This window comes from Cyclobacterium sp. SOCE241 (assembly GCF_056867545.1).
Window position 1 is genome coordinate 199,565 of the sequence record NZ_CP149779.1, and the last position, 13,156, is coordinate 212,720.

Sequence of the window (13,156 nt, forward strand, 5' to 3'; positions counted from 1 at the left end):
CTGCGATGGGGTGATGTGGGATTAGGTTTAGGAGACTTTAATATTTGGGTTTATGCTTAACTAGGATTTATCTAACAAAAGTAAATTGAGCTTTACCAGTCCTCAGGCAAGTTTAGTGACCAAACGTCATTGACTAGGGGAGGGAGCATGCCTCCGGCAACAAATATTTTATCCTGAAATACAAATGCCGAATGTTCGTGTCGGCCGGGCCAGCTAATTTCCGGTTTGTATTCAGTCCAGTTTATGCCATCCCTGCTGTACCAGACATCTCCCCAGTTTTTGTAAGGGTTGTTGGACCATCCTCCCATTACCCAGATACAGTCCCTGTACACGACAGATGAAAACCATATCCGCTTATGCCATGGGGCAGCTTCGGTTACCTGTTCCCAATTGATACCGTCTTCTGTGACCCAAACATCGTTATTTGCATGGTATTCAGGGGTGTAATTGCCTCCGCCGAAAACATACATCTTGCCATTGAGCACAGCGGACTGATGGTAAGCTCTTGGAGACCAGCCAGCATCGGCAGTGGCCAATTCCCAATCCTTACCATTTTCGGAAACCCAAACATCGTTTTTAAGGCTTTTTTCACCCAAAATAGTAATTCTCTATACCACCCATTAACCAGAGCTTGCCTTTGAATTCCACTATGGTTGATGCAATTCTAGCTGTCCAGGAAGCTGCCTTCTTTTCCAATTTCCAGTCTGCTCCATTTGTGGAGGACCAGACACTGTTGCTGGCAGAATGTCCTTCCAGCCGACCATTGTACCAACCACCTGTAATCCACATTTTGTCCTTAAAAACAAAGGTCATGGGCAGGTCACTGTGGATCCATGGCGCATTTGATGCTACTTTGTCCCAGTCCTTTCCATTGGAGGATGACCACACATCTCTTGGTGGCGCATGATGGGAGTCAAACCAGCCACCTAAAATCCAGAGTTTGTCGTTATAAACCATTTCTCCTTGTGAATCCCTGGCTTGCCAGTCCGCCTTTTCGCTCACCTTTTCCCAATTGGGCAAAGGGTTTTGGGCTTTTAGGCCATTTACCAAAAGACTAAAAAAAAGTAAAGTGAAGAGGTAATTTCTCTTGTTCATTTTAGGAAGCATATTACTCATTTACTCTTTTACCAAAGCCCAATGAATACTATTGATCAGCAATTGAATAAAGGGTGCTTGTTTGAAATCCGTAGGATAGCCCAATGAGGTGTAAAAAACTTTTCCACCATAAGCTGTATTTCTTGTCCATGCTATAGGTTCGATGTCAGATTTTCCTCTTGGTTTGCCATTGAGTAAAACCACCGCATTTGGATCTATAATTGGCTTAACTTTATACACCTGACCCTTGCTCTTCCAGTTTTTTAAGTCAAGACCATTTAGAATAGAATGATTTTCAGCCCCAGGGTAAACGCTTACAATTGTCCCTAATTTCTCAGGGAAATAACCATTGTTTTCACAACCCAATATGTCCGGTACAAAACCCCACCAGCCCTCAAATCCGGGTTCCACTTCATCTCTAACTGAAAACCCATGATTGGCTGTTCGCAAACCTACCAATGGTTTACCTGACCTGAGGTAATTTTTGATGCTTGTCATTTGGTCAAAAGGCAGGGCCAGTCTTCTGCAAAAGACAACCAATAGGTCCGCTTCTTTAAGTATCTCAAAATTAGGAAAGCGGTAGGCACCGTGTGTACCCTCACCTTTGAGCACTGTAATTTTTAAGTCTTCATATTTTTCATCAAGCATCTCCGCAAAAGGAGGAACCGTAAGGTGGGCCTCATAGTTCAAGGGATCCTCACTGATTAGAAACACCACATGCTTTGGTTCCTTAGGTTCATCGGGGCCTAAGGTTGTTGCAAATATTACTTTAGGTAAGCCTAGAGCACAACAAATTAAAAGCGCGACCAAAAGGTATTTGTGATTTTTCATTAGTTGGGTATATAGGTAAGAGAAAGCGTGTTTGAATTTAAAATAGTGAAATAGACAAATTTAAATTTTGCACGGTTACGTTACCTAAATATGGTTTAAATTTTTTAAGTAATGAAATATTATCTTATAAAATATGGAGTAAGTAATGGATTTAAACGGAGCCTAAGGGAGTTGAAGGGGTAAGAGTTAACCCTTCAAGGTAGAAAAAATACGAATAATGCCGTAGCATATTTTTTCCAATTATGGTAACTTTTACACTATACTATCGCAAGAAGCGCGGGGGCATGCCAGAGAACGAGGCGGCGTCGGGCCATGTGGGGAGTAGTTTTCTGCAGGCTTGATTTTTCTTTGCTTCGTTTCTTTTCATCTAAGGAAAAGAAATGAAGAGGTCAAAAGATTCTTTGCTGAGGAAAATTAAAATTTTAACCTCTCAATTATGCTAAGCCAAATACCAGATCATCACGTCACTCCCACCCTAAGGCTTCAGCTTCGCTCATCCACCGGGTTAAATTGTGGTTATTTACTTTGATACGTCTAACATACCTTCTTTCTTACAATGGGACTGCCTGTATTTCTTCCAAATTTCAAACGAAGCCTACTGGACAGGAGAAAATGCCAATAATGGCATACCATGTTTTTTCCAATTATGGTAACTTTTACACTATGCTATCGCAAGAAGCGCGTGGGCATGCCAGAGAACGAGGCGGTGTCGGGCCATGTGGGGAGGAGTTTTCTGCTGGCTTGATTTTTCTTTGCTTCGTTTCTTTTCATATAAGCCTGCCCTGATGCGAGGCAAGTCAGGGCCTGTCCTGATGCGCAGCGGTCAGGAGAAAAGAAATGAAGAGGTCAAAAGATTCTTTGGTGAGGAAAATTAAAATTTTAACCTCTCTAATGGGCTAGGCCTAATACTGTATCATCAAATCACCCTAAGGCTTCAGCTTCGCTCAGCCTCCAGTTTGAATTGTGGCTATTTACTTTAATGCGTCTAACATACCTTCTTTCTTACAATGGGACTGCCTGTATTTCTTCTAAATTTCAAACGAAGCCTACTGGACAGGAGAAAATGCCAATAATGGCATACCATGTTTTTTCCAATTATGGTAACTTTTACACTATGCTGTCGCAAGAAGCGCGAGGGCATGCCAGAGAACGAGGCAGCGTTGGGCCATGCAGGGAGGAGTTTTCTGCTGGCTTGATTTTTCTTTGCTTCGTTTCTTTTCATATAAGCCTGCCCTGATGCGAGGCAAGTCAGGGCCTGTCCTGATGCGCAGCGGTCAGGAGAAAAGAAATGAAGAGGTCAAAAGATTCTTTGCTGAGGAAAATTAAAATTTTAACCTCTCTAATGGGCTAGGCCTAATACTGTATCATCAAATCATCCTAAGGCTTCAGCTTCGCTCAGCCACCAGTTTGAATTGTGGCTATTTACTTTAATGCGTCTAACACACCTACTTCCTTGCAATGGGATTGCCTCTATTTCTTTCAAGCACAACCTACAAGTCAGGAGAAAATGCCAATAATACCCTAGCATGTTTTTTCCAATTATGGTAACTTTTACACTATGCTATCGCAAGAAGCGCGGGGGCATGCCAGAGAACGAGGCAGCGTTGGGCCATGCGGGGAGGAGTTTTCTTATGGCTTGATTTTTCTTTGCTTCGTTTCTTTTCATATAAGCCTGCCCTGATGCGAGGCAAGTCAGGGCCTGTCCTGATGCGCAGCGGTCAGGAGAAAAGAAATGAAGAGGTCAAAAGATTCTTTGGTGAGGAAAATTAAAATTTTAACCTCTCTAATGGGCTAGGCCTAATACTGTATCATCAAATCACCCTAAGGCTTCAGCTTCGCTCATCCACCGGGGAAGGGGTGATTTCCTTTATTATTCCATCTTATAATTTACTCGAGAATTTAGGTGCTCCAGAGGAGCAATATTTTTGTAGTATATGAAGTCAGTTTCGATTATTAGCTCCAGAGGAGCGGCACCTATTGATTTATAACGTTCAAATTAAGGTGTAGTTCACACCACCCTGAGGCTTCGGCTCCGCTCAGCCACCGGGGAAGGGGGAATTTCCTTCATTTATTTTTTCGATTAATTAACAATTCGTTGAAGAAATCCCTCCCGACTTAGGCCGGGACAAGCTCTTTGCCCCCTTTTTGAAAGGGGATTTTGATCCGTTCGGGTATAACGTACTAACCTACGAAGCCCCAATTCCTATTTATAATCTAAACTCATGTTCTTCAGATCATACCCAATATAAAGAGGGCCATAGCCAAAATCATAAGACATGATACCACCAAGGTTGGGCTCAAATTGATTTTTCATAAACAGACTGTAAATGCCTTGATTAAACGCCTTCATGTCAAAAGTAAACACCACATACAATGTTTGTTCGGTATTGGCTTCAATTTGAGTTTGCTGGGAGGGTACTTCTCCCAACTTTATTTCTCCCATGTCTTTTGGCTTTACATACATGGTAAAGGGATGTCCTCCTGGCATTATTACGCTGGAACGGAAAATAGGTATGCTTACAGGAAAGGCATTTTGATTTTTAAAAATAAAAGGAACAAGGATTTCAAAGCCTCTGGTCTGTGGTCCGGGTAGCTGATCAGGAAATACGGTATACTTTAGCTGATTATAGGAAGCTTGAAAACTGTCCCATTTTTCTGAAGCATCAGGGAAACCTGCAGGATCCAAGAAATTGTCTACAAAGTAATCCGTTGCTTTAAAGCTGTTGGTCCTGTACATTATATTTTTTATCTCTGCCCATTTATTGTTGATATTGGGGTCAAAGGGACTGAGTAAATTCAATACATGGTCTTCAATTTTCACATTAACGGTTCTGTCCCACTGAGTAATAGTAGGAGCAGGAACAGGGATGGTCAAACTAGTGACGGCATCAATAAATGGGTTTTTAGCCCATTCAGTTCTCCATTAATTAATAAATCGCCAAATGGTATCAGGGCTGTTTTGATGGCATTGGGATTGATCAGGTTGCTTCCTTCACCTAGAAGTCGGATCTCAATGGGTTGGTTTGACTTGCTGATCAGGGGGGAGCAGGGATTTTTACCTGTGTGCTGTGCTCATAGGAAAAGTCAAACTTTCCAATTTTTTTTTGAAGCATTTTACCCACATATGGCTTTAGTTCCGAAGACTCCAAATCAAAATCGTCACTAAGGGCAAGCTGAAAATCAGGGAGCAAACTGCTATAATCTGTGAGGTCAAGAGAAATGGCAGTTTTAAATGCGAGGTTGTTGTTTTTCCCTATCAATTGCTTTAGTTGGTTTGAGTTTAGTGAAAAAGTGTACCTGAGCAAGGAGTTGGATTTTGCAGGTATAAGCACTTCTGCATGGCTTTGGGCCAAACCTATATCTTTGCCATCTACAAATATCCCCATGACATGATCTGGTATAGGAAGGTCTTTTTGATAGGGATTGCTGATTTCATAGACCAGATCAAAGTTTACCGAAAAATCAGTTAGTGTGGCTTGACTAAATTTCACTTCAAAGGATTTTTGTTTGGCTCTTGGCAACATGTCTTCCAAGACCATTAAGTTGGTACTGCAGCTAATCAAAAGGCAAAGGCCAATACAATAGCTGAGTTGAATCAGTAAATTGTTTTTCATGTGGTAGAGGGTTTTATTGCTTTAATTTACGATCAATCAAAATTAAATTGAATATTTATTACTAATAATAAGTTATAGTGATTGTTTTTTTGCTTTTCGTAACAAAATGTTGAATACTTTTACATTAATATGATCAATTAATAAGGGTATAGGTTAAGTTTAAATGCACCTTTTTATAATTTATTATTTAAACTTTTTAAGGGATTTAGAGCGATAAAGCAACTTATTTTCCCGAAGGATAAACTTACAACTGGGGCAGTTGAATAACTTTAGACAAAATGAAAAGGAATTGACTAAAAATAGATGCTAATTTTTCAAAATTGTCAAAAATCCTATGACTTTGGTTTGTGTTGGATTATATTGAAACTTATTTAACAAATTTTTATAGACCACAGGAAATAGCAACAGCCTACAAAAATAAATAATTGACCCCAAATTAGCTTTAATACAATTATGAAAAGAAGAAAAGCCATCAAATCAATCGCCTTAGGAACAGTAGGTTCATCATTGGTCCTTACTGAAAATTGGGCCGCAACAAGGCCCCTACAACCCTTTAAAAAAGGGAGTCCGTTTAAAAGCAATTGGCAAAATTGGCCGGACATGGCTTGGGTAGGTCCTGAATACTGGGGAAATCGCCTGCAAGATTGGGAGTTGAGAGATGGAAAAGCGGTTTGCAACCTCAGCGCCAAGAACCGTACACTCCATAGCCTCACCCATCAGTTAAGCCCTAAAAACGACTCATTCAAGGCTGAAGTAAAGGTAAACTGGCTCAATGAAGATAATATTGGGAACCCAGCCTCCTATGTAGGCATGCGAATTGGTGCCAAAGGAAAATTTGAGGATTATCGGTCTGCTGCAGTCTTCGGCAAAGGCCTTGATGCTGGCATCAATGGTGGAGGTAATTTATTTATTGGTAACCAAATGGGTTCTGAGAAATTGCCTTTGGATAAAGAAATTATCTTGGTGGTGAAAGGAGAGCGCGGGGATTTGCTTTTAGAAGCTTTTGCTTCTGAAAGCAAGCAACTCCTGGGGGTATTGAAAATTGAAAATTATAAGGGTGACCTAGGAGGAAATATTGCGCTGGTATCTCACTTTCCGGAAGAAGCACTTTTCCAAGACTCAGTGGCTTTTTCAGATTGGGTTGTTACTGGCGAGAAGGTATTGGCTGCAGAAAATCAAACTTTTGGACCAGTGTGTTTTGCCCATTATACCTTGCACGATGGAGTATTAAAATTAGCTGCGCAACTGGCGCCTATTGAAAAAATAACGGGCAATAAAATCAGCCTGCAACTAAAAAAGGGTGCGGCTTGGAACACTGTGCAAGAAGCAGCTATTGATAAATTGGGAAGAGTTGTCCACTTCCGACTAGAAGACTGGGCAGAGGAACGTGCAGTTCCTTACCGAGTGAAAGTAGACTTACCCTTAAAAAGTGGGGTAGAAAGCCATTTTTATTCAGGGACTATCGCTGAAGAGCCGGTCAATCAGGATCAGGTAAAACTAGCGGTCTTTAGTTGCAATGCAGATTATGGATTCCCGGACAATGAAGTTAGCCTACATTCTCTTAAACATACCCCGGATATGGCGGTGTTTTTAGGGGATCAATTTTATGAAAGTACCGGTGGATTTGGTATTCAAACTTCACCATTGGAAAAATCAAGCCTGGATTATCTTCGAAAATGGTACATGTTTGGTTGGTCCTACAGGGAAATTTTTAGACATATACCTTCGGCTTTTATTCCGGATGACCATGATGTTTACCATGGCAATGTTTGGGGAGAAGCAGGAAAGGTGGCTCCAACCGATGAAGGATGGACCTATGTAGCCCAAGATCAGGGAGGTTATAAAATGCCGGCAGAGTGGGTAAATATGGTGCAATTGACCCAAACAGGCCACCTTCCGGATGCATTTGATCCAACACCTGTAAAACAAGGTATAGGCACATACTATACCGATTGGGTTTATGGGGGAATTAGCTTTGCTATTCTTGAAGACAGAAAGTTCAAATCTGCACCAAAAATGTATTGCCTGAGGAGGCTAAGGTTACCAATGGTTTTATCCAAAACAGGGAATTTGACATCAAAGAATACTATGATATTGAAGCAGACTTATTAGGCGAACGCCAGTTAAAATTTTTAAAGCATTGGTCTACAGATTGGAGCAAAGGTGCAGAAATGAAGGCGGTTTTATCGCAAACCAACTTTTGTACCGTAGCGACCCTCCCGGAGGGTAGTATAATCGACAGTATTGTGCCAAAATTACCCATTCCTGAATTGGGAGAATATGTGCCTGGAGATGCGCCTACTTCTGACATGGATTCCAACGGTTGGCCACAGAAAGGGAGAGATGAAGCCATAAAAATTATTAGAAAGGCTTTTGCCTTGCATATTGCCGGAGACCAACATTTGGCCTCGGTTGTGCAATATGGGGTAGATGAATTCAAAGATTCCGGCTATGCTTTTGCCGGGCCTGCATTGAATAATTTATTTCCTAGGCGCTGGTGGCCACCGGTACCTGAAAGTCATGAACCTTTACCAGGAAAGCCAAAGTATACTGGGAATTTTAATGATGGATTTGGAAATAAAATGACCGTGCATGCGGTGGCAAATCCACGAAAAACAGGCGTTGAACCTGCATTAATTCATGACCGTTCTACCGGCTATGGAATTGTCACTTTTGATAAGAAAGGTAAGCAAATGACCATGGAATGTTGGCCTAGATACGTAGATCCAAAATCCAACCCAAACGGACAATATGAAGGTTGGCCGATAACGGTTTCTCAAAAGGAAAATTATGCAAGAAATGCCAAAGGAACGCTTCCTCCTTTGGATTTAAGCAATTGTAACAAACCGATTGTAGAAGTATTTGAAGCACAATCAGGGGAATTGGTTTATTCACTTAGGGTCAATGATAAGGTTTTCCGGCCGAAAGTTTTCAGGGAGGGAAATTACTTCGTGAAAGTTACAGACGATAAGTTAGGAAAAAGCATGGTGTTTAATGCGTTGAATACCTTTTCTGATCAATTGCCAACCCTTAAAGTTGATTTTGATGCCGATATGGTATAATACATCCCAAAAAATATGGCCATTTTTGAAAGTATAATTAAAATTTGCTTAATCACATAAATTAAGAATGAAAAACAGATTACTATTATTACTACCTTTTATTGTTTCCCTATTGCCAGCTTGCCAAAGTCAGGAAGAGGAAACTGTTCCTCCCAATATTATATACATCCTGGCAGATGATTTGGGATATGGAGATTTGGGGTGTTATGGACAAGAAAAAATTGAAACGCCCAATATTGATGCTTTGGCAGCCTCAGGAATGATGTTTACCCAACATTATTCAGGGGCACCTGTTTGTGCACCCGCCCGTGCAGTATTGCTCACCGGGCAACATTCCGGTCATTCTCAGGTAAGGGGAAATGATGAGTGGGGTAGTAGAGGTGATGTTTGGAATTACCATGCCATGTTGGCAGACTCGACCCTCGAAGGCCAGAGACCAATAGCCACAGGTACTTATACCCTTGGGCGTATGCTTCAAGAAGCCGGTTATACCACGGCTGTCGTTGGAAAATGGGGTTTAGGGGCTCCACATACAGAAGGAATTCCCACCAATCAAGGTTTTGATTATTTCTTTGGCTACAACTGTCAAAGGCAGGCCCATACCCTTTATCCGGTCCATCTTTACGAAAATGAACACCGGGTATATTTGAACAACGATACAATCGCTCCAAATAAAAAATTGGCGGAAGGTGCTGATCCCTATAATTTGGAAAATTATGGAGATTATTTTCTTACTGACTATGCTCCTGAGCTGATGTTTGATAAGATTACCAACTTTGTGGACGAACAGAGTAGCGAAGAACCTTTCTTTTTATATTGGGCAACCCCAATACCTCATGTACCTCTTCAAGCCCCTACAAAATGGATAGACCATTATGTGGAAAAGTTTGGTGAAGAAGAACCTTATTTGGGAGAAAATTCTTATTATCCATCGCGCTACCCAAGGGCCACTTATGCAGCCATGGTTAGTTATATGGATGAGCAAGTAGGGGAACTTGTTGAACAATTAAAAAGTAAGGGACTATATGAAAATACATTGATTATTTTCACTTCTGACAATGGTCCTACCTTCAATGGGGGAACAGATTCTCCATGGTTTAATAGTGGGGGAGCGTTTCGAGAAGAAAAAGGTTTTGGCAAAGGCTTTCTTTATGAAGGTGGTATTCGGGTACCGATGATCGCCTCATGGCCAGGGAAAATCAAAGAAGGATCGGTTAGTGACCATGCATCAGTTTTTTATGATGTCATGCCCACCTTGGCCGAAGTAGCAGGGAAACCTTTAGAAATAGCCACTGATGGAACCAGTTTTTTCCCAACATTACTGGGGCACGAACAGTCTCAACCTGAATTCCTTTATTGGGAATTTCCTTCCTATGGCGGCCAGATAGCCGTCAGAATGGGAGACTGGAAAGCCTTAAAATTGGATGTTCAAAAAGGAGGTTCTTCTTGGTTATTGTTTGATTTAAAAAGTGATCCTTTGGAAATGCATGATGTAGCTAAAGAAAATCCGGATATAGTAAACAAAGTTGAGGAAATTGTAGCCAGAGAACACACAACATCTCCTAATGAGCGTTGGAGATTTGAGGAATTGGATGGAGTTTAACCGCCATTAATCTTCTAATGCTCTTTTGAGTTGATCACAAGATAAAGTCATTATCCGCCTTATGCCAACAAAGTTAATTAGGGCGGATAATGTTTTTTAGTGGGTAGGCAATGGTTATACTAAATAAAAATCCTCATAAATAGAATAGTTTTAAAATACAACTACGGAAGAAATGTTGGCAATCTGCTTGATATCCATTAAATTAGAATGGTAATTAAAGTAAACCCGGTAGGATTGAAGAATAAAGCAGTTTTTACGTCAATATTAACGATGCTATTTATTGCCGCAGTGGCTTTAAACAGCTGTTCAAACGAGAATAACTATAAGCAAGCTTCAATTCCTGATCAGGTCAGTTATAATTTCCATATTAGACCAATATTATCTGACAATTGCTTTGCCTGCCATGGGCCTGATGCCAACAAAAGAGAAGCGGGTTTAAGGTTGGATACAGAGGTAGGGGCTTACGCAGCTCTCAATGATAACCCTAATGGACATGCCATTGTCCCCGGTAAATCCAATCAATCTGAAGTGATTGCAAGAATTTTTCTGAGGATGTTACTGAAACAATGCCTCCCCTTGAATCCAATTTAAGCCTTTCCGATCAAGAAAAACAATTGATTAAGAAGTGGATTGATCAAGGTGCAATTTATGAAAAACATTGGGCTTTTGAGCCACCTGTAAAGAAAGACATCCCCCTATCATCTCTATCGGACTGGAATCAAAATCCAATTGATGGTTTTGTATTGGCGAAAATGAAAGAAAATGGGCTTACACCCAATCCAAAAGCAAAAAAGAATTTCTTGTTAAAAAGGTTAAGTCTGGACCTTACCGGATTGCCACCCACTTCTGAAGAAGTGCGGAGCTTCAATTCAGGCGAAAAATCCTGGGAGCAAATGATTGACCTGTACCTTAGCAAACCTGCTTATGGAGAAAAATTGGCTTTGTTGTGGTTAGATATATCCAGATATGCAGATTCATTTGGTTACCAGAATGACAATATCAGGACCCAATGGCCGTACAGGGATTGGGTTATTCATGCTTTTAATAAAAATTTCCCCTACGATAAGTTTTTAAAATGGCAATTGGCAGGAGACCTATTTCCCGAGCCCAACAGGGAACAACTTTTAGCTACGGCCTTTAATAGGAACCATAAAATCACTGAAGAGGAAGGAGTAATTCATGAAGAGTACAGGGTGGAATATGTTTTGGACAAAACCAATACCTTTAGCAAGGTGATTTTGGGCATGACCATGGAATGTGCCCAATGTCATGACCACAAGTATGATCCAATTTCTCAGAAGGATTACTATAATCTTTATGCTTTTTTTAACAATACACCCGAAAAGGGTTTTGAAGGAGGGGCAGGTTCTCCGGTACGTGCCAAATCACCACTGATGTGGGTGGATACTGAGGATACGGAAGGTATCCTGAATTTTATCAATCATCCGGATTCCAATAAGATAGCTGTTTCCATTATGCAGGACTTAAAGGATTCTATTCGACCCACTTTTATTCTGGACAGGGGCATATATGATGCGCCAACAGGCGAACCCCTCAACCCTAAAACACCGGATATCATCAAGCCATTTTCAAAAGATTTGCCCAAAAATAGGCTAGGCTTGGTAGAATGGGCTTTTGCCGAGGATCATCCTTTGACATCAAGGGTCTTTGTCAACCTTATTTGGCAGGAAATTTTGGGTGTGGGGCTCGTGCCCTCTTCCGGAGACTTTGGCATGCAGGGCAAACTCCCGACCCATCCAGAATTATTGGATTGGCTGGCAGTGGAATTTCGTGAAAGTGGTTGGGACATCAAACAGCTTATTAAACTTATTGTTAGCTCCACCACCTATCAACAATCTTCTGCCATAAGCAAGGAAACCTTAGCCATTGATCCGGATAATACCTACTTGTCGCGTTTCCCACGCTTGCGCTTGCACGCGGAATTAATCCGAGACATGGTTTTGGCAAGCAGTGGCTTGTTGGTAGACGAGTTGGGTGGGCCTAGTGTTAAACCTTATCAACCGGAAGGGCTTTGGGAGGCCTCCAGTTCCGGAAGAGGAGAGTTGAATATTTATCGGCAAGACAAGGGGGACAAATTGTATAGAAGAGGAATATATACCTTTATTAAACTCACTTTGCCTCCTCCTTCACTACTTATTTTTGATGGCAGCAATCGTGACATTTGCCAAGTCAATAGAAACCGTACGAATACCCCTTTGCAGGCTTTAGCCCTCCTCAATGATCCTTTGGTTTTGGAAGCCTCAAGGGTTCTGGCAGAAAAATTAGTCCATGAATTAAAAGATGAAGAGGCGGCAATTGCAGAGGCATTTGTAAGAATCCTGGGTCGCTTGCCTAAAAACGAGGAAAATCAATTGCTTTTGGGTTTTTATGCAGAGGAGGTGTTACGCTTTGAGAATAGTCCTGAAATTGCCTCCGGTTCTTTGGATATAGGCGAATCGCCGGCTTCAAAAAAGAAGCGGTGAGGACTGCTGCGCTGATGCAAGTCATCGTAGCCCTTTATAATTTGGAAGAAGCCATCACCAAAACCTAATCATAATTTTATTGCTTTTTATCTCCTAACACATTGCTTAAAGCATTCTTTCAATCCTATCATAGAGCTTTTATTACTCCATAAAGTACTCCAATAGTCACTTTGGGATCCTTATTTTTAGCCTTTTCTAAGAGGAGATAGATGTAATCATGGCAGCCCTAGATATTAACCTTCCAATAGCTTGAACCCGAAATATGCAATAGATAATCTATTACGTGCTGAAATCGCCTCAAAATCAGCCTCTTCTTTACTGTTTTCAATTTCACCATAGCGGAGCTATGCTAAAATCTCCAAACAGCCTGATTTTCCTTCGATTGCAACACTTCCTGTAAACACGGGACAGGCTTCACCCCTGACAGTCAGGGCGGAGAAATCCTATTTCATAATCCGGGTTGAATTT

At 41.2% G+C, this 13,156-nt stretch carries 8 protein-coding genes and 1 pseudogene; 4 read left to right on the top strand and 5 right to left on the bottom strand.

Annotated features, from left to right (window positions below):
* Positions 1–92 precede the first annotated feature (92 nt).
* The 5 genes from WG932_RS00950 to WG932_RS00970 form a co-directional block, all read right to left on the bottom strand.
* Positions 93–596, bottom strand: coding sequence for a Kelch repeat-containing protein (locus WG932_RS00950; RefSeq protein WP_483086605.1), 504 nt, complete (start codon positions 594–596; stop codon positions 93–95).
* Positions 589–1,095 carry a Kelch repeat-containing protein gene (locus WG932_RS00955; RefSeq protein WP_483086606.1) on the bottom strand — a complete coding sequence of 169 codons (507 nt, stop codon included), beginning with the start codon at positions 1,093–1,095 and terminating at the stop codon, positions 589–591. The genes WG932_RS00950 and WG932_RS00955 overlap by 8 nt, the downstream gene beginning before the upstream one ends.
* A gap of 21 nt (positions 1,096–1,116) precedes the next feature.
* Positions 1,117–1,926, bottom strand: a complete 810-nt coding sequence (locus WG932_RS00960; protein ID WP_483086607.1) for a ThuA domain-containing protein — start codon at positions 1,924–1,926, stop codon at positions 1,117–1,119.
* Between the two features lie 2,203 nt (positions 1,927–4,129).
* A complete protein-coding gene (locus WG932_RS00965) occupies positions 4,130–4,801 on the bottom strand; it encodes a hypothetical protein (RefSeq protein WP_339677490.1) in 672 nt (223 codons plus the stop codon).
* A 160-nt stretch (positions 4,802–4,961) separates the two neighbouring features.
* Positions 4,962–5,540 carry a hypothetical protein gene (locus tag WG932_RS00970; RefSeq protein ID WP_483086608.1) on the bottom strand — a complete coding sequence of 193 codons (579 nt, stop codon included), beginning with the start codon at positions 5,538–5,540 and terminating at the stop codon, positions 4,962–4,964.
* Positions 5,541–5,993: 453 nt separating this feature from the next.
* Here WG932_RS00970 and WG932_RS00975 point away from each other — a divergent pair, with 453 nt between their 5' ends.
* The 4 genes and pseudogenes from WG932_RS00975 to WG932_RS00990 all read left to right on the top strand — a co-directional run bounded on the left by WG932_RS00975 (position 5,994) and on the right by WG932_RS00990 (position 12,756).
* Positions 5,994–7,652, top strand: coding sequence for a metallophosphoesterase family protein (locus WG932_RS00975; RefSeq protein ID WP_483086609.1), 1,659 nt, complete (start codon positions 5,994–5,996; stop codon positions 7,650–7,652).
* Positions 7,562–8,602 (top strand): hypothetical protein, encoded by a 1,041-nt coding sequence (locus tag WG932_RS00980; RefSeq protein WP_483086610.1) that lies wholly within the window; start codon positions 7,562–7,564, stop codon positions 8,600–8,602. Before WG932_RS00975 ends, WG932_RS00980 begins: the two co-directional genes overlap by 91 nt.
* Before the next feature lie 67 nt (positions 8,603–8,669).
* A complete protein-coding gene (locus WG932_RS00985) occupies positions 8,670–10,205 on the top strand; it encodes an arylsulfatase (protein ID WP_149395047.1) in 1,536 nt (511 codons plus the stop codon).
* 207 nt (positions 10,206–10,412) lie between these two features.
* A pseudogene (locus WG932_RS00990) lies at positions 10,413–12,756 on the top strand (PSD1 and planctomycete cytochrome C domain-containing protein).
* The last annotated feature ends 400 nt before the right edge of the window (positions 12,757–13,156 follow it).